Origin of the sequence: Actinomyces mediterranea, assembly GCF_900155595.1 — a bacterium.
Classification (GTDB): domain Bacteria; phylum Actinomycetota; class Actinomycetes; order Actinomycetales; family Actinomycetaceae; genus Pauljensenia; species Pauljensenia mediterranea.
Genome location: NZ_FTPB01000003.1, coordinates 400,240 through 418,740, shown reverse-complemented (window position 1 = coordinate 418,740; position 18,501 = coordinate 400,240). Strand labels below are relative to the sequence as shown.

General features: G+C 62.6%; 19 protein-coding genes. 13 read left to right on the top strand and 6 right to left on the bottom strand.

The window, feature by feature from the left end; genetic code table 11:
* Positions 1-2: 2 nt before the first annotated feature.
* The 5 genes from BQ7471_RS03000 to BQ7471_RS02980 all read left to right on the top strand — a co-directional run bounded on the left by BQ7471_RS03000 (position 3) and on the right by BQ7471_RS02980 (position 4,282).
* Complete coding sequence (locus BQ7471_RS03000) at positions 3-1,046, top strand: peptidoglycan-binding domain-containing protein (RefSeq protein ID WP_076464092.1); 1,044 nt, start codon at positions 3-5, stop codon at positions 1,044-1,046.
* Positions 1,037-1,669, top strand: coding sequence for an ABC transporter ATP-binding protein (locus BQ7471_RS02995; protein WP_076464091.1), 633 nt, complete (start codon positions 1,037-1,039; stop codon positions 1,667-1,669). Before BQ7471_RS03000 ends, BQ7471_RS02995 begins: the two co-directional genes overlap by 10 nt.
* Positions 1,662-2,792, top strand: coding sequence for a hypothetical protein (locus BQ7471_RS02990; protein ID WP_129583325.1), 1,131 nt, complete (start codon positions 1,662-1,664; stop codon positions 2,790-2,792). The genes BQ7471_RS02995 and BQ7471_RS02990 overlap by 8 nt, the downstream gene beginning before the upstream one ends.
* Positions 2,793-2,896: 104 nt before the next feature.
* Positions 2,897-3,835 (top strand): Bax inhibitor-1/YccA family protein, encoded by a 939-nt coding sequence (locus tag BQ7471_RS02985; protein WP_076464087.1) that lies wholly within the window; start codon positions 2,897-2,899, stop codon positions 3,833-3,835.
* Between the two features lie 51 nt (positions 3,836-3,886).
* Positions 3,887-4,282, top strand: a complete 396-nt coding sequence (locus BQ7471_RS02980; RefSeq protein ID WP_076464086.1) for an FKBP-type peptidyl-prolyl cis-trans isomerase — start codon at positions 3,887-3,889, stop codon at positions 4,280-4,282.
* A gap of 20 nt (positions 4,283-4,302) precedes the next feature.
* On the opposite strand, the gene msrA is transcribed toward BQ7471_RS02980, so the two are convergent.
* Positions 4,303-4,914, bottom strand: coding sequence for a peptide-methionine (S)-S-oxide reductase MsrA (gene msrA / locus BQ7471_RS02975; protein WP_076464084.1), 612 nt, complete (start codon positions 4,912-4,914; stop codon positions 4,303-4,305).
* A 187-nt stretch (positions 4,915-5,101) separates the two neighbouring features.
* Here msrA and BQ7471_RS02970 point away from each other — a divergent pair, with 187 nt between their 5' ends.
* Positions 5,102-6,514: an AI-2E family transporter gene (locus tag BQ7471_RS02970; RefSeq protein WP_076464082.1), complete on the top strand. Its 1,413-nt coding sequence runs from the start codon at positions 5,102-5,104 to the stop codon at positions 6,512-6,514.
* A gap of 53 nt (positions 6,515-6,567) precedes the next feature.
* Here BQ7471_RS02970 and greA read toward each other — a convergent pair whose 3' ends face one another.
* Entirely contained in the window at positions 6,568-7,047 is a 480-nt protein-coding gene (gene greA, locus BQ7471_RS02965) for a transcription elongation factor GreA (RefSeq protein ID WP_076464080.1), read from the bottom strand.
* Positions 7,048-7,211: 164 nt separating this feature from the next.
* Positions 7,212-7,889: a PAQR family membrane homeostasis protein TrhA gene (trhA, locus tag BQ7471_RS02960; protein ID WP_076464078.1), complete on the bottom strand. Its 678-nt coding sequence runs from the start codon at positions 7,887-7,889 to the stop codon at positions 7,212-7,214.
* Positions 7,890-8,093: 204 nt separating this feature from the next.
* Here trhA and BQ7471_RS02955 point away from each other — a divergent pair, with 204 nt between their 5' ends.
* Positions 8,094-8,852: an isoprenyl transferase gene (locus tag BQ7471_RS02955; RefSeq protein ID WP_076464076.1), complete on the top strand. Its 759-nt coding sequence runs from the start codon at positions 8,094-8,096 to the stop codon at positions 8,850-8,852.
* A gap of 70 nt (positions 8,853-8,922) precedes the next feature.
* Here the strand turns inward: BQ7471_RS02955 and BQ7471_RS02950 are convergent, their stop codons facing one another.
* The 3 genes from BQ7471_RS02950 to xseA are packed head-to-tail and all read right to left on the bottom strand — an operon-like array spanning position 8,923 to position 11,541.
* Positions 8,923-9,858: a carbohydrate kinase family protein gene (locus tag BQ7471_RS02950; RefSeq protein WP_076464074.1), complete on the bottom strand. Its 936-nt coding sequence runs from the start codon at positions 9,856-9,858 to the stop codon at positions 8,923-8,925.
* A gap of 51 nt (positions 9,859-9,909) precedes the next feature.
* On the bottom strand, positions 9,910-10,140 hold the full coding sequence (locus BQ7471_RS02945) for an exodeoxyribonuclease VII small subunit (RefSeq protein ID WP_076464072.1): 231 nt from the start codon (positions 10,138-10,140) through the stop codon (positions 9,910-9,912).
* A gap of 39 nt (positions 10,141-10,179) precedes the next feature.
* A complete protein-coding gene (gene xseA, locus BQ7471_RS02940) occupies positions 10,180-11,541 on the bottom strand; it encodes an exodeoxyribonuclease VII large subunit (protein ID WP_407922674.1) in 1,362 nt (453 codons plus the stop codon).
* A 111-nt stretch (positions 11,542-11,652) separates the two neighbouring features.
* Between xseA and BQ7471_RS02935 the strand changes: the two genes are divergently transcribed.
* The 6 genes from BQ7471_RS02935 to BQ7471_RS02910 all read left to right on the top strand — a co-directional run bounded on the left by BQ7471_RS02935 (position 11,653) and on the right by BQ7471_RS02910 (position 17,985).
* Entirely contained in the window at positions 11,653-12,669 is a 1,017-nt protein-coding gene (locus tag BQ7471_RS02935) for a 4-hydroxy-3-methylbut-2-enyl diphosphate reductase (RefSeq protein WP_076464416.1), read from the top strand.
* Between the two features lie 51 nt (positions 12,670-12,720).
* Positions 12,721-13,821, top strand: coding sequence for a redox-regulated ATPase YchF (gene ychF, locus BQ7471_RS02930; RefSeq protein ID WP_076464071.1), 1,101 nt, complete (start codon positions 12,721-12,723; stop codon positions 13,819-13,821).
* Positions 13,822-13,826: 5 nt separating this feature from the next.
* Positions 13,827-15,278: an Eco57I restriction-modification methylase domain-containing protein gene (locus BQ7471_RS02925; protein WP_076464069.1), complete on the top strand. Its 1,452-nt coding sequence runs from the start codon at positions 13,827-13,829 to the stop codon at positions 15,276-15,278.
* Positions 15,275-16,216: a BsuBI/PstI family type II restriction endonuclease gene (locus tag BQ7471_RS02920; protein WP_076464068.1), complete on the top strand. Its 942-nt coding sequence runs from the start codon at positions 15,275-15,277 to the stop codon at positions 16,214-16,216. The genes BQ7471_RS02925 and BQ7471_RS02920 overlap by 4 nt, the downstream gene beginning before the upstream one ends.
* A gap of 173 nt (positions 16,217-16,389) precedes the next feature.
* Positions 16,390-17,493: a DUF3644 domain-containing protein gene (locus BQ7471_RS02915; protein ID WP_076464066.1), complete on the top strand. Its 1,104-nt coding sequence runs from the start codon at positions 16,390-16,392 to the stop codon at positions 17,491-17,493.
* 177 nt (positions 17,494-17,670) lie between these two features.
* Positions 17,671-17,985 (top strand): hypothetical protein, encoded by a 315-nt coding sequence (locus tag BQ7471_RS02910; protein WP_076464065.1) that lies wholly within the window; start codon positions 17,671-17,673, stop codon positions 17,983-17,985.
* Positions 17,986-18,501 lie beyond the last annotated feature (516 nt).

Below are 18,501 nucleotides of genomic sequence, written 5' to 3'. Positions count from 1 at the left end.
GGATGAGGAAATCGATGCGAGTGGCGGGACTCGCAACGGTCGGCGCGCTCGCCGCATGCTCTGTTGGCATCCTCATCGGCGTCTACGTCGTTGCCCCGCCCGTTCCGGCATCCCTCGAGTCCGCCGCGCCCATCACCTCTGTTCCCGTCGGAGTCCGCACAGTCGACGACTCGCGCAATATCCCCCTCGCCATCGTCGAACCCTCATCCACGGGCATCGCCTCCTCCGTGTCTGGCCGCGTGACGGCGATCCGCGTCAGCCCGGGTGCACAACTGTCCTCCGGTGAGGCCGCTGTCGACGTGGACGACACGCGCATGGTCGCCCTCGCCACGGCGACGCCCCTGTGGAGGCCCCTCGCCGACGGGGCGACAGGAGCCGATGTCACCGCATTGCAGAACGAACTCGCCCGCCTCGGCTACGACATCACTACAACCGGGACCATGAACTGGGCGACCCGATGGGCAGCCGCCGACCTCATCGGCATTGACGACGGACACGGGGGAGTCCCATTGGAGATCCCCACCGGGCTCTTCTTGTGGATCCCGGCGGCAACGGTGACCGTCACCGACGTCCCCCTTCACGTCGGCGACACGATCGACGGCACTCAGACGCTGTTCACCGCGGGTGCGGACCATGCCATCGCCCGCCTCACCCTCCCCGAAGAGGCGATCGGAGGAGCAAGGCGCATCACGGTGAGCACAGGGGTCTTCGATGTGCCCGAGGACGGGATCCTCACCGACGCGCAGACCATCGCGCGGATCAAGGAATCCACCCAGTATCAGGAGTACCTCGCGACGACCTCGGGAGGCGGGGGAGACTCCGGGCGCCTCCTCACCGTCCCCTGGGCGCTCGCCGACCCCATTGACGTGCGCGTCATCCCGCCCGCCGCGCTCTTCGGAGTCGACGGGTCGACGGCGTGCATCGCCGACGAGGGACAGGTGCATGCGGTGCAGATCGTCGCATCGCAACTCGGACAGACTATGGTGATATCCGAGGACGATTTCACCCAGGTCGACCTCGTCGTCGAAGGACTGTCATGTCCGTGAAGCTCGACTCGGTCGGCCACCGGTACGCGCACGGGCCGTGGCTGTTTACCGGCGTCACCCAGACGATCAACCCCGGAGAAGTGGTCGCCCTCGTCGGCCCATCCGGTTCGGGCAAGTCGACGCTCCTCGCGATCATTGCCGGCTGGCTCGCCCCCGCTGCGGGTTCGGTCGCCCTCGCCGAGGCGGATTCCCACGCCGCCGATGTCGCGTGGGTTTTCCAGAACCCGCATGGCAATGCGCACCGCAGCGTTATCGACCACGTCGCCCTTCCACTGCTTGCGCAAGGACTCGCGCCCGCCGATGCTGATGCGCGCGCATTGCGGCTGCTCACGGACTTCGGCCTCGACGCATTGCCCCACCGTCCCTTCCACACCCTCTCCGGAGGAGAGGCCCAGAGGATGCTCCTCGCCCGTGGTCTCGCCTCGGATCCCGCGGTCCTCCTCGTTGACGAACCGACAGCGCAGCTCGACCAGCGCACCGCGCGCCGCGTGGCGGACGCCCTCACCGCGTTGAAGGACCGAGGCATCGTCGTCATCATCGCGACCCACGACCCCCATGTGCGCGACCAGTGCACGCGCGTCATCGACCTCGCCGACCACACGGGAATGGACGCAGATGTTTAAGAAGCGAGGGCGACGCGACGCCCGCCGACGACCTGTCCGCGCAGCGATGACGGTCTCAGCGCTGGCACGCGAAACGTGGCGCGACATGATGACGGGGACGGCATGGACCGGCATCTGGGTCATCGTCACCGTCCTCCTCATCGGCGGCTCCGTCTGTCTCGACCTCGCGGTGATTTCACGGGCACTCGACTCGGCCAGCGCCTACCAGGAATCGGCATCCAACATCCGCGTCATTCAGACGAATCGGGCGATCGATGGAGCATCGTGTCATGCGCTGTCGCGTCTGCCCGGCGTCAGGGGAGCGGCCGCCGTGCGCTCCACCACCAGCCGGGTGAGAGTGAATGTCCTGCCGTCGACGAGCCTCGACGTGTATGAGACGACACCCGGCATCCGCGACGTCATCCCCGGGCGCGCGGGGGACTCCGCCAGCGGGATCGTCGTCTCGCAGGGACTCGCCGAGTCTGTAGGGGCCGCCGATGCCGCGGAGGTCCTCATCGACGATGACGAGGTGCCATTCGCGCACGTGTACTCCTGGGATGAGAACGACGGGCGCAGATCCGGATTCGCCTACACCATCCTCGCCCCCGTTCCTCCGTCCGGCGTCTTCGACGAATGTTGGGTGAGGATGTGGCCGATGAACGCCGATATCGACGCGTACATGCGGCTCGCTGTCATTCCGGACGGCAACGGCCAACAGCGCGTCGACATGTCGTCCCTCAATTCGACACTCGGCACGACCTTCAGCGGGGCCGCGCTCTACCGCGATCGGCTCACCGCGCCGATCGTGTGGATCCTCGCTGCTCTCGGGGCGCTCATCGGTATCGGCGCCGTCTGGCGCAGGCGACTCGAAATAGCGTCCGACCTGCATGCGGGTGTATGGCGCGTGGATCTCGCGGCGAAGGTCGCGATACAGGCGGCGAGCGTCGCAGGGATCGCGCTCGTCCTGAGTGCACCCGTCGTCGCTGCGATCATTGTTCGCGCTCCCGGCCCCGACCACGTGTCCCTGTGGCGACTTGCGGCGATCGAATTGGGGGTGGGGCTCGGTTGCCTCATCACAGCCTCTTTGGCGACTGCTCTCATCGTGAGGGAGGAGAAGCTCTTCGACTACTTCAAGTCCCGCTGAGCACAACTGGTGCTGGACGCCGGAGGCGGGCCTCACACGGACAAGGCGGCCACCCCGTGGGACAATGGTGCAAACGGAAGACACTACGACCCGAGGAGGCACCGATGTCGAACCCCGTATTCAACAAACTCGAAACGGAGTGGACACAACAACGCACCCCCAACGGCTACCCGACCATGCCCGGCTACCAGGTCGGCACTGCGGGCCAGAATTCGCCGTATGCGGGCGGCTCCTACGATCCGCGCAACCCCTATGGCGCCGCATCCCAGGCGGCAACGGGGGCGCAAGCCGCTGACCAGGCCTACTACCAGCAGATGGAGGCCGCCTATGCGGCTCCTGCGGCTGATGCGGTCGACCGTGGTGTCATGACATACGACGACGTCATCATGAAGACCGGAATCTCCCTCGGCGTCCTCCTCATCGGCGGCGTCGTCTCGTGGACCGCCGTTGCGGCCGCGCCGACGCTCGGCATGATGCTGTCCGTGGTCGGCATCATCGGCGGATTCATCCTCGCCATGGTGAACTCGTTCTCAAAGACCATCCGTCCTGCCCTGATCCTCGCCTACGCCGGTTTCGAGGGCCTCGCCCTCGGCGCGATCTCCGCGACCTTCGAGTTCATCTACCCGGGCATCGTCATTCAGGCGGTCCTCGCGACGGCGGCCGTCTTCGGCGTGACCCTCGCCCTCTTCGCATCGGGCAAGATCCGCAATTCGTCGAAGCTCATGCGCTTCACCCTCATCGCACTCGTCGGCATCATCATCTACAGGCTGGCGTCCTGGATCCTCACCCTCACCGGGGTGTTGACCGCGGGCGGCTTCGACTCGATCACCATCATGGGCTTCCCGCTCGGACTCGTCGTCGGAGTCGTCGCCGTCTTCGTCGGGGCCGCATGCCTCATTCAGGACTTCGACCAGGCCAAGACCGGCGTCGCCCGCGGCGTTCCCGCAGTATACGCATGGGCGTGCGCCTTCGGCATTCTCGTGACCGTCGTATGGATGTACCTCGAGATCCTGCGCATCATCGCCGCATTCCGCAACAGTTGATGCCCCCGTGCTCGTGTCACTGAGCGTCGATCCGCTTCAGGAGAATCATTGATGGAGAACATTACCGTCACCGGTGAATTCGGCCGAAAGCCCGCTCTCGCATTCGACAACACCCCTTCGGATGAACTGCTCGTCGAAGTTCTGAAAGAGGGCGACGGCCAGGTCGTCGAAGCGGGGGACACCATCCACTGCCACTACCTGGGTCAGGTCTTCGACGGCCAGGTCTTCGACAATTCCTACGACCGCGGCCAGGCCCTGTCCTTCCAGATCGGAGTCGGCATGGTGATCCGCGGCTGGGATGACGGCCTCGTCGGTCAGCGCGTGGGATCACGCGTCCTGCTGTCCATTCCCTCCGAATACGGTTATGGCTCACGCGGAGTCCCCCAGGCCGGAATCGGCGGTGGGGACACCCTCGTCTTCGTCACTGACATTCTCGGCGTTGCCTGAGCGCATGCGTTGAACATACCTCACACGATCGGACAGGGAATGCCTGTGCGGGCGTGGCACTCGTAGCCATTCGGGTTCTTCCACAGGTACTTCTGGTGGTACTCCTCGGCATACCAGAAGCGATCGGCCTCGTCAGCGGATTCCACAGATGTCGTGATCGTGGGGAAGCCGCGCACCGACAAAGCCCCTTGGTAGGCAGAGCGGGCGCGCAGTGCGACATCGAATTGCTCGGGGGTCGTCGTCCAGATCGCGCTGCGGTACTGGGGGCCCAGATCATTGCCCTGCCCGTCGGCCTGAGTGGGGTCGTGAATTTCGAAGAAACGGGCGATGAGTTCGGCGGCCGAGGTGAGGGACGTGTCGAAGACGACGCGAACGGTTTCGGCGTGCCCGGTCGTCTTCGTGCAGACCTGTTCGTACGTCGGATTCAACAGGGTGCCGCCCATGTAGCCGGTCGCCGTCGCAACGACCCCCGGAGCATTCCAGAAGGCCTTGTCCACTCCCCAGAAACACCCGGCCGCTAAGTACATGACTTCTTCGCCCTCGCCGGGGGCGGTGTCGATCGGTGCGCTGAGCGCTGCAGGAGTGGGCAGGAAGGAGTTCTTGGCGCGCAAGGATCCGAAAACAGACTTCATGACTCCATTGGACCACCAATGGGGGCGCGGCGCGATTGCGCAGACCAGGAGTGGATTCGTGTGACGGGATCGGGTTGGGGGAGTGCACATCCGCCCACATTGTCATTCCGGTGGCGCCACGGCGTTTGCAGTGCCACGAGAGCTGTTCGGGTAGCCTGAACCCAGTGAACCACGACGGAGGTATGTCATGAACTCGGACGCGAAGTGGCCGTTCGCTGAGCTCTTCGACCGCATTACCGCGCAGATGAGCGACAGACCCACCGACACGGGCGGCGAGTCGATGGAGTTCAGACGCGGCGATACCCTTGATGCTGATCGGGATGCAGTGCGGGCAGTCCCGTGGGTTTTGCGCGTCGGCGCCGCGGTGTCATGGCGGCTCATCGTCATTGCCATCGCCGCCGCCGGCATCGCGTGGGTCGCGATCCGGCTCTACATCGTCGTCATGCCCGTTGCGGTTGCACTCCTTCTCGCTGTGCTGATCGAACCGATCGTCGGCTGGTTAGTGCGCCGCCTCCACCTCCCTCAGACACTCGCCGCCGTCTTCGGCCTGTTATTCCTCCTCGGTCTCGTCGTCGTATCCCTATCGCAAGCGGGCAGTAGCATTTTCTCCCAGCTGCCGGACCTGTTCAGGAAGGTCACTGACGGCGTCGACACCCTTCTTCAATGGCTTAAAACCGACAGCCCCATCGCCTTTGACACGACATTCCTCGATCAGGCCACGACGACGCTTCGAGACAAGCTCCCCAACTGGCTGACAACGAACTCCTCAACTCTGGCGACAACCGCTCTGTCGGTCACGTCCTCACTGGCAACCATCGTGTCGGGTGTGCTCGTCTCCTTATTCTGTCTGTTCTTCTTCCTCAAAGACGGGCGTCAGATCTGGCTGTGGGTCGTCAGGCTCTTCCCCGCTCCCGCTCGCACCCCGCTCCACGAGTCCGCGATCCGCGGCTGGGTGACCCTCGGCTCCTACGTGCGCACTCAGATCCAAGTCGCTGCAATCGACGCCGTCGGTATCGGTTTAGGCGCCTTCTTCCTCGGTCTTCCTCTCGTGCTGCCAATCGTTGTCGTTGTGTTCTTCGCGTCCTTCGTACCCATCGTCGGAGCCCTCGTCTCTGGGGCGATCGCCGTTTTCGTCGCCCTCGTCGACCAGGGCGTGACGGCGGGCATCATCATGCTCGTCATTATCCTCGTGGTCCAGCAGATCGAATCGAATCTGCTTCAGCCGCTCCTCATGGCGCACGCCGTGTCGCTCCACCCCATGGCGGTGCTCCTCGTCGTCGCAGCAGCGGGTTCAGTCGCGGGTATTCCCGGAGCGGTCTTCGGCGTGCCGATCGCGGCGTTCCTCAACTCCACGTTCCTCTACCTGCACGGCTACGACCCGATGCCGGAGCTGGCCATACAGGAGGACCGCCCGGGCGGTCCTCCGGGGATGCTCGATGACCTTGTGAGAGCCTCCTACTCGGGCACGATGACAACGGCGGGAGAGGGGACGCGCGAGGACGGGGCGACGACCGGCGATGCGCCTGAAGTCCCCTCGGAGGCGGCATCACCCGGCGAGGACGAGGACGGCTCTGCTGGAGACGACGCGGGCAGCAGATAATGGATAGGACGGGAGCGCATCAGCGCTCCCGTCCTCGTCTGTAAGCCGCCCGCTCAGCCGGAGAAGGGCTTCGCTGCGACGATCTCGACTTCGATCATTCGCCCATTGGGCGCTTCGTAGGTGAGGGTGTCTCCCGGCTTATGGCCGACGACTGCGGCTCCCAGCGGCGCTTGAGAAGAGAAAACCTGAACTCCGAGGTCGCCGCCCGCGTCTCGCGAGCCGAGAAGGAACGTCTGTTCGCGTCCCGCGACGATTGCGGTGACGACCATGCCGGGCTCCACGATTCCGTCATCAGCGGGGGTCTCACCGACTTCGGCGTGCTCCAGCATCTCCTGCAGGGCCTGGATGCGGGTCTCGTTCATCGACTGCTCGTTGCGGGCGGCGTGGTAGCCGCCGTTCTCACGAAGATCGCCCTCTTGGCGCGCCGCATCGATGAGCTTGGCGATCTCGACGCGCTTGACGTTGATTCGCTCAAAGAGCTCTTCGGTCAGCAGGTCGTATTGGGCCTGCGTCAGCCACTGGGTATCAGCCATTGTTCCTCCAATGAGAAGCGCCGGCACCGCGGGGTGCCGGCGCGCGAATTGTGGCCAGTGTAGCAATGAGAGTCCCTATCGGCACCGCGAAAGTCAGCGGCGGCGGTACACCCCGAGCCGATGCGCCGCCCGGCCGTGACGCGGTGTACCGGGCGGCGGGGCTGCTAGAGCACTGCGAAGTAGACGGCGACGCATTGGCATGCCCACGCGGCGACAGTGAAGGCGTGGAAGATCTCGTGGAAGCCGAACCAGGCGGGGGAGGGGTTCGGGCGCTTCATCCCGTAGACGACCGCCCCCAGCGTGTAGAGGACCCCGCCCGCCACGATGAGCAGCACGACGATGGGGCCGCCCGCCGACCACAACTGCGGCAGATAGGCGATCGCCACCCAGCCGAGAACGACGTAGATGAGGGTGGAAAGCCAGCGGGGGGCCGTCGGCCAGAACAGGTTGAGGAGGATCCCGATAATGGCGCCCGTCCACACGATGGACAGCAGGATTGTGGCATCGCGCCGTTCGAGGAGCGCGATCGACAGCGGCGTATACGTGCCCGCGATGAGCAGGAAGATATTGGAGTGGTCGAGTCTTCTCCACATGACCTCCCACTTCGGCGCCCAATAGAAGCGGTGGTACAGCGCCGAAATTCCGAAGAGGAACAAGGAAGCGACGAGGTAGACCACGGATGCCCACTTGTTGGTGGTCGTGGGTGCGAGGACGACGAGGACGATCGATGCTGCGAGGGACAGTGGGGCCGCAATGAGGTGAAGCCAACCGCGCAGGTGGGGTTTAATCGCGACGAGCTGGTTGGGGACCCATGATGTCGGGCGAAGCGATGCGATCTTCATCAATGTCTCCGAGTGTCGAACCAAGTTAGTTACGTTACCGTAGGTTACTCCAGCGTAGGTTAAGGCGCTGCATGCGACAACTTCAATTCTCATCGACGACATGCCCAGTGCGCCACACCAGCGGGCTACAGTGACGATACCCTTTTACCCGTACACCATCCGGGACGACGACACGTCAAAAAAGACCCCCAGGAGGACGCGGCAATGCGGTGGAATCTGCTCTACGACCTCTACGAGAAGCGAGTGCGCTCCGAGATCCCCGCCGACTCGATTCCCCGCCACATCGGTGTCATCCTCGATGGTAATCGCAGATGGGCGAAAGCCATCGGCACCACAGCCTCCCAGGGACACCGGGCGGGCGCCGACAAGATCTCAGAATTCCTCGAATGGGCGGATGAACTGGGGGTGCGGATCGTCACCCTGTGGATGCTGTCGACTGAGAACCTCTCGCGTACCAGTGAAGAGCTCGACCAATTGCTCGGCATCATCGTCGATGCCGTCAATGCCCTGGCATCGCGCGGGCGCTGGAAGCTCTCCATTGTCGGTGACCTCGGGCTGCTCCCCGCCGACGTCGCCGAGAGGATTCGCGCATCCGTCGACTCAACCGCCGGTGTCGCGGGGATGAGGGTCAATGTCGCCGTCGGATACGGGGGCCGCCACGAGATCACCGAGGCCGTCCGCTCAATCCTGCGTGATGCTTCCGAAACCGGGTGCACCTGCGCCGAGGTTGCCGATACGCTCACCGACGCCGATATTACCGCCCACCTGTACACGAAGGACCAGCCCGACCCTGACCTCGTGATCCGAACCTCCGGTGAGCAGCGCCTCTCGGGCTTCATGATCTGGCAGTCGGTTCATTCCGAGTACTACTTCTGCGAGGCCTACTGGCCCGACTTCCGCCGCGTCGACTTCCTGCGCGCACTGCGCTCCTACGCCCAGCGTGAGCGCAGGCTCGGCAAATGAGTGCGGCGCCTGCCACGTGGCAGGCGCCGCAACACAGCCACACGGCCGCCTCGTCAATGATTCCGAGGGCTCAGTCGAGTTCGTGCGCCCACGGCGGATTCGCACCCGCACGCGAGACCGTCACATCCGAGACCCGCGACGCCCTCGTCAGGATCGCCTCGACCTCGTCGGCACTGATCGAAGCGAGGCGCTCACGCCCTTCGGCGCCGAGGAATCCCAGAGCCCACATGCCGTCAATGACCCCGCCCATGAAGGAATCCCCCGCACCGACAGTGTCGACGACGGTGACATCAGCAGGAGTCGCCTCAACGCGCAGGCCATTCTCCGTGATCGCCAGACCGCCCTTCTTGCCGCGGGTCACGATGATCATCTTGGGGCCCAACGCCAGCCACCGTGCAACGGTCTGCTCAATATCGGCTCCATTGGTCAGCCATTCTGCATCCTCGTCGGACACCTTGATGACATCGGAAACAGCGACGAACTCTTCGACGAGGGGGAGCGCCTGCTCGGGCGACCCCATGATCGCGGGGCGCGCATTCGGGTCGAATGTGATGAGTGCGTGCGGGCGTGCAGCCTTGAGGGCTTCGAGCACGGTGAGCGCGCCGGGTTTTTGCGCCGCGGAAATGGAACCGGCGTGGACGATCGCCGCAGCCTCGCCCACTTCAATGGGAGGGGTCGGGTTCCAATCGAAGTCGAAAGTGTAGGTGGCGGCGCCCTTCTCGTCGATGAGCGCGTTGGCGGTGGTCGTGTGATGCGCGCCGTGCGAGGCCTGCGTGATGATGACATTCGACGCGGTGAAGTGATCGTGAATGACTACACCTCTGGCGTCGTCAGCGAACCAGGACTGCAAGACGACGGGTCGTCCGAGGCGCCCCAGGGTCATCGCGACATTCGCGGGCGAGCCGCCGGGAATCTCCCGGGCGTCCTCAGGGTGGGCGATCGGAGTGACGATGTCGATCAGTGCCTCACCAATGGTGAGGATATGAGGCTCAGTGGCAACGTTCATAGCGCATCCTTTTGTGGGGCGACGCTCCTGCGCGTCACAGTACTCACCATGTTAGTCAGCCTCGGTGTCCTCTGGGGAGGTTGCACGCGCCAAACGGGTCTGCGCCGCGTTGAGAATCGAATGGCACCGGGAGGCGAGGGCCTCGCCGCGCTCCCACAGGGCGAGGGTGTCTTCGAGGGGGGCCTGTCCTCCTTCAAGTTCCCTCACAATCGCAATGAGCTCATCACGTGCCTCCTCATAGTTGAGGGTCGACACGTCGGGGGATGCGGAATCGGTGGTCATGCGTCCTTCTTCGGGTTCGGTGGGGATGAGGGCGAAGGTTCAGTCGGCGTCGGATGAGCGGGGCGACGGGTCCGCGCGACCCGAAGCGGAAGGGGCTGAAGCGGTTGAGCCGACCACCTGGGCGACGAGTCTGCCGCGCGCGAGGATGCCCTCGATGAGGGAGCCCTTCGCCACGTCTTGAGCATCGCGCACGAGCGTGCCGTCGGGGAGTTTGAGCATCGCATACCCCCGGTCGAGCGTCCCCTGCGGGGACAGTACGGTGAGGGAGGCACGCGCTTCGCTCAGCATCTGCGCCTCGTGGGCGAGCCGCCGCTCGATATGGCGGCGCATCTGCATTACTTCAGTGTCGATCACCATCCGGTGGGAGTCGACAACAGCGCTCGGGCTCTGGAAGACCGGGCGGGAGACCAGCATCTGCAGAGTCTGCTCCTCGCGGGTGATTCGCGCGGCGAGGGAGGTGCGAATAGATCGGACCGCTCGGGTGATCCCGTCCATCTCCTGGTTGTAGTCGGGCGCGATGCGGCGCGCCGCATCCGTCGGCGTCGACGCCCTATAATCGGCGACCAGGTCCAATAGCGGCGCATCGCCCTCGTGCCCGATCGCAGAGACGATCGGCGTGTGCGCATTCGCAGCGGCCCGCACCATCGTCTCCTCGGAGAAGGGCAGCAGGTCTTCGACGGAGCCGCCGCCGCGGGCGATGATGATGACGTCGACCTCGTCGATCGAGTCCAACTCGGCGAGCGCCCGCGTCACCTCAGCGACGCAGCGCTCCCCCTGGACTGCGACCTCGCGGACTTCGAAATCGGCAGTCGGCCAGCGCGTCGTAGCGTTGACGAGCACATCATCCTTCGCTTTCGCATTGCGCCCGCAGATGAGGCCGATCCGGCGGGGAAGGAAGGGCAGGGGCCGCTTGCGCTCGGCATCGAAGAGCCCTTCAGCGCTCAGACGCTGGCGCACCTGCTCGATGCGGGTCAAGAGGTCGCCGATGCCCGCGACGTGTACTTCCTCGGCTTTGAGGTTGAGGGTGCCGCGCCGCTCCCAGAACACCGGTTTGACGCGCATGACCACGCGGGCGCCCTCTTCGAAGCCGGGACCGGCACCGGTGAGGATCCCCGGCCAAGCGGTGACCGTCATCGAGGTATCAGTCTCGACGTCGCGCAGCACGAAGAACGCCATTTTCGTGCCGGGGCGGGGCTTGTACTCGACGACCTGGCCCTCCACCCACAGCATCGACATGCGGTCGACGTAGATCTTGATGTTCTCCGTCAGCCGTCGCAGCGGCCATGGATTCTCCCGAGTGGTGTCCGCGGCCTTCGCCGCCGGGGCCTGCGCGGGTCGTGCGGCGTCAATGGCGGGGCCTGAGGGCTGCCGGGCTGCGGAGCTGGGCTGAAATGCTGACACCTGGACATGATGCCACAGCGCGCCCTCGCCCTCGAATCCCACTACGCTGAAGGCATGAGCGAACACAAGTCGGATCTTCGCGGCGGCACGGCCGATGCCATCGCCGGGGCCATGACTTCCGCAGAGGGCGGTCGCATCCTCCTGGCTGCGCCGCGCGGATACTGCGCCGGAGTGGACCGGGCGGTGGACGTCGTCGAAAAGGCCCTCGACCTGTACGGTGCCCCCGTGTATGTGCGAAAAGAAATCGTTCACAATAAGTTCGTCGTCGAGTCCCTGACCAAGCGCGGAGCGATCTTCGTTCAAGAGACCGACGAAGTCCCCGAGGGGGCGCGCGTCGTCTTCTCCGCCCACGGCGTGTCCCCGCAGGTGCGCGCCGCCGCCGAGTCGCGCAGTCTCGCCACCATCGATGCGACCTGCCCGCTCGTCACCAAGGTCCACCGCGAGGCCGTGCGCTTCGCGAAGGAGGACTACGACATCGTCCTCGTCGGGCACCAGGGCCATGAAGAGGTCGAGGGGACTTTCGGCGAGGCGCCCGCGCATATCCAAGTCGTCGGCACTCCTGACGAGGTCGACTCCGTCGTCGTGCGAGACCCCGATCGGGTCGTGTGGATCTCCCAAACCACTCTCAGCGTCGATGAGACCCGCGAAACAGTCGACCGCCTGCGCAGGCGATTCCCCAATCTCATCGACCCGCCCTCGGATGACATCTGTTATGCGACGCAGAACCGCCAGGTCGCCGTGAAGACCATCGCGCCGTCAGTCGACGTCATGGTGGTCGTCGGGTCGGCGAACTCGTCGAACTCCGTGCGCCTAGTCGAAGTGGCGCTCGAGGCGGGCGCAGGAGCGGCGCACCGCGTCGACATGGCGGACGAGTTGGAGGAATCCTGGTTCAAGGGGGCGGCGACCGTCGGCCTGACCTCTGGCGCATCGGTGCCGGAGATCCTCGTCAAAGACGTCATCGACTGGCTGGGGGGGCGGGGCTTTCCAAATGTGGAGGTCGTGCGCACGCAGACCGAGACGACCACTTTCGCCCTGCCCCGTAATCTGAGGACCGAACTGACCGCGCGCGGCCTTGCCGACGCACGCCCCCACGCGCCGCGTACAGCCGGACCCGATCACACGAGCTGAGGGCGCGGGCGCGCCGCGTGGGCTGTGTGTGGCGTCTGTAGAATGACAGGCGTGTCTCTTACCATCGGAATCGCCGGACTGCCCAATGTCGGCAAGTCGACCCTGTTCAATGCCCTGACTCGCGCGACTGTGCTCGCCGCGAACTATCCCTTCGCTACGATTGAGCCGAATGTCGGTGTGGTCCCGCTTCCCGATCCGCGTCTCACAGTCTTGACGCAGATGTTCCAGTCGGAGAAGACCATCCCCGCGACGGTGTCCTTCGTGGACATCGCGGGCATCGTGCGCGGCGCGTCCGAGGGCGAGGGCCTGGGCAACCAGTTCCTCGCGAATATTCGAGAGGCCGACGCGATCTGCCAGGTGACGAGGGCATTTGCAGACCCCGACGTCGTGCACGTCGATGGGAGAGTCGATCCCTCCTCCGATATCGAGACGATCCAGACCGAACTGATCCTCGCGGACCTGCAGACCCTGGAGAAGCAGATCCCGCGCCTGGAGAAGGAAGTGCGCGGCAAGAAGACCGAGGCGATCGTGTTGGAGACGGCGAAGGCAGCAGTGGAGGTACTCGAGCGCGGGGAGCTGCTCTCCGGACCTGCCGGGGCCGACCTCGATCAGGATGCGCTGAAGTCCTTCCAGCTCATGACGACGAAGCCGTTCATCTTCGTGTTCAACATGGATAGCGCGGGCATGGAGGATGAGGAGATGCAGGCGCGGCTTCGCGACCTCGTCGCCCCCGCTGAAGCGATCTTCCTCGACGCCCAATTCGAGGCCGAACTCGTTGAACTCGACGAGGACGATGCCCGCGAGATGCTGGAGGAATCTGGCCAGAGCGAATCCGGCCTCGACAAGCTCGCCCGAGTCGGCTTCAACACGCTGGGGCTGCAGACCTTCCTCACCGCAGGGGTCAAGGAGTCTCGCGCCTGGACGATCCACCAGGGCGACACGGCGCCGCAGGCGGCTGGCGTCATCCACACGGACTTCCAGAGGGGGTTCATCAAAGCGGAAATCGTCTCCTACGACGACCTCGTCGAACTCGGCGGCATGCAGGAGGCCCGCGCTGCGGGGAAGGTTCGCATGGAGGGCAAGGACTACATCATGCGCGACGGCGATGTCGTGGAGTTCCGCTCTGGACTAACGTCTGGGGGCAAGAAGTAACAACCATGAGCCTGCATCTTCTGGACTCCGCTGACCAGCGCCGAACAGCGGCTCTGGCAAGCATCGACGCTGAGAGCCGGGCTCAACGAGGACAGTATTTCACCCCGCGTTCGGTAGCTCGCATTATCGCAGGCCTCTTCCGAGTGCCTGAAAGTCGGTCCATCCGCGTGCTCGATCCCGGAGCTGGGAGTGGCATACTTTCGGCGGCACTCGTAGATCGGCTCCGTATCGAGTGTCCTGATGCTGAAGTTCATATCGTGGCCGTCGAGAACGACCCTCACCTGTACCCTGCATTGTCAGAGATGCTCGCTGAGCTCGGAGTTGTGGAGGGAGTCACGACCGAGCTTATCGATGCGGACTTCCTGCCTTGGGCTCTCTCAACTGATGAGCGCTTTGACATCGTTGTCCAGAACCCGCCATACGCGAAGCTCCGATCAGGTAGTGAGGCGCAATGGCTCCTGCGCGAAAACGGCATCCAAGTGCCGAATGTCTACACCGCTTTTCTTGCTCTCGGCCTGCGATTACTCGTTCCGGGTGGACAGCAAGTGGCGATCACGCCCCGCTCATGGATGAACGGCACCTACTACTCAGACTTCCGTCACGCGTTCGTCCGTGAAGCTGGAATCGATGCGATCTACACCTTTGAGAGTCGCTCTCGGGTGTTCGGTGACCTGGGAGTGCTACAGGAGTCCATCATCGTCGCCGCAACTCGCGGAACCTTCCCGGACAAAGTGCTGGTTCAAGCGTCGTATGACCACAATGCCGAGCCGTCGTCGCGACACGTGGATTACTCAGAGATCGTGACGCCTGACTTCATACATGTCCCTGCCACGGAGAAAGATGCTGAGGCCGTGGCGTGGATGACAACGTATGTCACTTCGACGCTGGCCGACCTCGGACTGACCGTTTCGACTGGCCGTGTGGTGGACTTCCGCTCGCGCGAAATGCTTCACTTTGAACCTGTCACAGGGGCGGTGCCCATGGTCAATGCCTCTCACCTGCGCGGGGGTGTCGTTCACCACCCAATCGGGACTAAGAAGCCCGAGTGGTTCTACTCCGCCCCGGAATCCATGGCGAAACTTGTGGTTCCCGGTGGGGTCTATGTGCTTGTCAAACGTTTCTCGGCGAAAGAAGAGAAACGCCGCATCGTCAGTGCGGTATCGCGTTCCGAGGGAAGCGTCGCCTTTGACAACAAGCTCAACTACATACACCACGACGGGCACGGCTTGGACCCGGAAATCGCGGCTGGGTTAGCCCTGTTCCTAAACTCGACTCGGGTTGATGAGTACTTCCGAGTGTTTTCTGGGCACACCCAAGTCAATGCAACGGATCTACGGATGATGCGATTCCCGTCGCTCGAACAGCTCCGCGAACTGGGCCAGAACCCTGTGGACGATCAACGGGATATCGATGTCTTGGTTGAGCGTGTCCTCACTCGCGAGGCGGTGTGCGCATGACACGTCTTGATGAAGCTCGGCAGATTCTCGAAGCTTTCGGCTTCGACAAAGCCAGGACCAATGTGAGAGCGGCTCGCACTCTGCTGGCGCTGACGCAACTCGATGAACAGTCGCAGTGGGCCGATGCGGTGAATCCGATGCTTGGAGTGCGCGCCATTCTTGACTGGATTCGAGAGCGTCTTGGTGTCGATGTCGCTGAGAATACGCGAGAGACCTACCGCCGTCAGACCCTCCACCAGTTCCGCGACGCGGGATTCGTCATTTACAACGACGACAATCCCGCCCGCCCGACCAATTCGTCCGCGAATAACTACCGCATCAATCCGGAGGCGCTCAAAGTTGTTCGGCTCTACGGCACGCCGAGCTTCGACACGGCGCTCAGTGACTATCTAGCCGTTGCACCCGGATTGCTTGAAAAATACCAAGCGGCACGCGACTTGACTCGCATCCCAGTGCGTATTCCCGGAGGGCAAGAACTCACGCTTGGAGGCGGTGGTCAGAATGTGCTCATCAAGCAGGTGATCGACGACTTCTGCGCCTACTTCATCCCCGGTGGCGAAGTGCTCTATATTGGCGACGCTGACGAGAAACTCATGCACTTCGACGAGGCGAAACTAGCCGCCCTCGGGGTCACGGTTGACACCCATGGCAAGCTTCCAGACCTCGTTGTTTATCAGAAGAGCACGAACTGGTTGTTCCTCATGGAAGCGGCCTCGACCCACGGGCCTGTAGATGCAAAGCGGCATGGGGAACTCCAAGTGCTATTTTCCGGCTCCACTGCTGGTCTCGTCTATGTGTCGTGCTTCCCTGATAGGGCAACCATGCGGAAGTTCCTTGCTGACCTCGCATGGGAGACCGAAGCGTGGTGCGCTTCAGACCCAACGCACATGATCCATCTCGACGGTGAACGATTCCTCGGCCCATATGACTGCGCATAACACGCAGCAGCCACGTAGATTTTAAGGTTGACTAACGGGGGCCGCGATTCTAGGGTTGACTAACGGGGGCCGCATTGGGTGACGTGCGGCGTTGTTCGTGCGTGACTGTGGCATGTGGCATCAAATAAGCAGGTGTTTGTGGCAGATCGACGTCCGCCCGTTGAAGGAGTGAGATGACTTCGCGAAAAACGAAACAGTACGTCAATGCTGCCGTTGAGTCATTGACGCTCGCAATTGAACTTTTCAATCGTCCTAGCCCGCTCGGCCGCGAGCATGCGACTGTGATGATGGCTGCGCATGCTTTTGAGATGCTGCTGAAAGCCGTGATCTATGAGGAACGGAAGAAGGTGGGTTTCAAGAGCGGTGACCGATCTTTCGGCCTTGGTAAGTGCATTGATGTCGCCATGTCTGGGTTGGGTGTGATCGATGCAGGTGACTGTGTGGTCCTACGGACCTTGAGGGAGGAGCGCAACGATGCAACCCACGACTTCATTACGATTAGTGATGACGTACTCTGGTTGCAGCTACGCTCCGCCGTCACAATCTTCCGGAAAATTCTACTCGGCCTGACGGGACAGGACCTTGGCGAACTCATGCCTGGACGAGTCCTTCCAGTCTCGGCAACGCCGCCGACAGATGTAGCGCTCGTAGTGGGTAAGGAAGTTGAACAGATCATGGAATTGCTGACACCAAGTAAGCGACGCGGAGCTGAAGCGCGAGCCCGACTTCTTCCCATTATGGCCTTAGATCGTGCAGCACGCGGGATAGAGGGCTCTCCTTCGGAAACTGAAATCAAGACGGTGATGGACGATCTCAAAGCACGGAAAGAATGGAAGGTGGTTTTCCCGGGTGTGGTCGGACTCCGTGTCGCCGATGGTTCCGAATCATCGGATCTAGTGCAAGAGATAAGTCTCAAGATTGATCCTAAACGGGGTGACCTTCCTGTCCGCCTGGCGCGCGAAGGGGAGGATGCTGTTGCTTATCGTGAAGTAGATACTTTCGACCGGTACTCCATCAAGCTGAGTAAATTTGGGGAGAAGCTCGGACTAACGCAATACCAGGGGTATGCCGTGGTTCAACACCTCGATCTTAAATCAGATCCGGCGTGTTACAGGTGCAAGGTGACCCCCAAAAAGAGCATTGTATGGCAGGGGCTGAGCATTCGTGCCCTAGAACTCGCACGCAGGGCGTTGGATGAAGGACTGGATGTCGATGCAGCAGTTGCTGAATACAACGCGCATAATGCAAGTAAAACGGCGAAGAAGAAACGGCGATGATGCGCGGTGCCTCTTGTTCAGGTTGTGTTTCTGAATTTTCCGGATTCGTCTGTATGTTATCCCATCGCCCGTTTGAGGATAATGATCGGTGATCATACGTTAGGTGCAAGGTCAAGGGGCTAGGGCTATTGGACTTACAGTCGAATTTCGCTCTGCATTAACGTTGGGGGTGAAGTAATGCTCCAGGACTGGGCGGCTATAGCCACGATTGTTGGGTTCCCCTTCGTTGTTGGCCCGGTTGTCGTGGGGGTGGTTGTCTGGTTCATAAGGCGACGCGCCGCGCTGCCGGAGAAGCCGTTTGTTGACTTCATGGAAGAGTACTGGGTTGATTCTGACGGTGTCCGCTGGGTAAAGGCGTGGATGAAGAGCGCGAGTGCGAGAGCGTATGTACATGACGTGTGCTGTGAACAGTGCTTACCCTCTCCCGTGCCTCCCGAGAAATTCCCGAAGGTGGCGAAGGCTGGCGAACTCAAATCGCTGCCCCTGAGATGAGATCGCTCAGTAAGCGAAAGATCCGGGATGAGGAATTCGTATTCAAACCACAGTATCTTGCTCCCAATGAACCTGTGGAGTTTTGGGTTTCCTGCCCGTTATGGATCGAGGAGATAGAGCTAGCCATCACGATGAGCGTTGGGCGGTTCGGTTACAAACAGCGCACGTTTCCTCGATGGCTTAATGTACCGGGCCCTTATGCCCCTTTCCAATTCGAGCTTGATTACGACTTTCGATGATGATGATGCCCCGGCGCGTCGCCGTAATGGTCCGGCTGGCCCCGCTGAAGGCGCGGAAGACTAGCCAGCCGGGCCGCCGGGCTACGTGGGAGGCCGTCTCGTTCCGCCTCGATGCCACGCCGGGCTGAAAGCGTAAAGTTGCGCGCCACCGCCTGGCTGAAACAGGGCAAAAGCAAAAGCGTACCCGGTTTTTCCTGCAATTCCAACGAAAAGTGCGTTTTCAGCCTCCGGCGGGTACGCCTGATTTAATCTTCTATATATGTATTTTTTAAGGGGC

Bases quoted from the DNA above. Each gene is read 5' to 3' on its own strand.
- BQ7471_RS03000 (WP_076464092.1), top strand. From the start codon at position 3: ATGAGGAAATCGATGCGAGTGGCGGGACTCGCAACGGTCGGCGCGCTC.
- BQ7471_RS02995 (WP_076464091.1), top strand. From the start codon at position 1,037: ATGTCCGTGAAGCTCGACTCGGTCGGCCACCGGTACGCGCACGGGCCG.
- BQ7471_RS02990 (WP_129583325.1), top strand. From the start codon at position 1,662: ATGTTTAAGAAGCGAGGGCGACGCGACGCCCGCCGACGACCTGTCCGC.
- BQ7471_RS02985 (WP_076464087.1), top strand. From the start codon at position 2,897: ATGTCGAACCCCGTATTCAACAAACTCGAAACGGAGTGGACACAACAA.
- BQ7471_RS02980 (WP_076464086.1), top strand. From the start codon at position 3,887: ATGGAGAACATTACCGTCACCGGTGAATTCGGCCGAAAGCCCGCTCTC.
- msrA (WP_076464084.1), bottom strand. From the start codon at position 4,914: ATGAAGTCTGTTTTCGGATCCTTGCGCGCCAAGAACTCCTTCCTGCCC.
- BQ7471_RS02970 (WP_076464082.1), top strand. From the start codon at position 5,102: ATGAACTCGGACGCGAAGTGGCCGTTCGCTGAGCTCTTCGACCGCATT.
- greA (WP_076464080.1), bottom strand. From the start codon at position 7,047: ATGGCTGATACCCAGTGGCTGACGCAGGCCCAATACGACCTGCTGACC.
- trhA (WP_076464078.1), bottom strand. From the start codon at position 7,889: ATGAAGATCGCATCGCTTCGCCCGACATCATGGGTCCCCAACCAGCTC.
- BQ7471_RS02955 (WP_076464076.1), top strand. From the start codon at position 8,094: ATGCGGTGGAATCTGCTCTACGACCTCTACGAGAAGCGAGTGCGCTCC.
- BQ7471_RS02950 (WP_076464074.1), bottom strand. From the start codon at position 9,858: ATGAACGTTGCCACTGAGCCTCATATCCTCACCATTGGTGAGGCACTG.
- BQ7471_RS02945 (WP_076464072.1), bottom strand. From the start codon at position 10,140: ATGACCACCGATTCCGCATCCCCCGACGTGTCGACCCTCAACTATGAG.
- BQ7471_RS02935 (WP_076464416.1), top strand. From the start codon at position 11,653: ATGACTTCCGCAGAGGGCGGTCGCATCCTCCTGGCTGCGCCGCGCGGA.
- BQ7471_RS02925 (WP_076464069.1), top strand. From the start codon at position 13,827: ATGAGCCTGCATCTTCTGGACTCCGCTGACCAGCGCCGAACAGCGGCT.
- BQ7471_RS02920 (WP_076464068.1), top strand. From the start codon at position 15,275: ATGACACGTCTTGATGAAGCTCGGCAGATTCTCGAAGCTTTCGGCTTC.
- BQ7471_RS02915 (WP_076464066.1), top strand. From the start codon at position 16,390: ATGACTTCGCGAAAAACGAAACAGTACGTCAATGCTGCCGTTGAGTCA.
- BQ7471_RS02910 (WP_076464065.1), top strand. From the start codon at position 17,671: ATGCTCCAGGACTGGGCGGCTATAGCCACGATTGTTGGGTTCCCCTTC.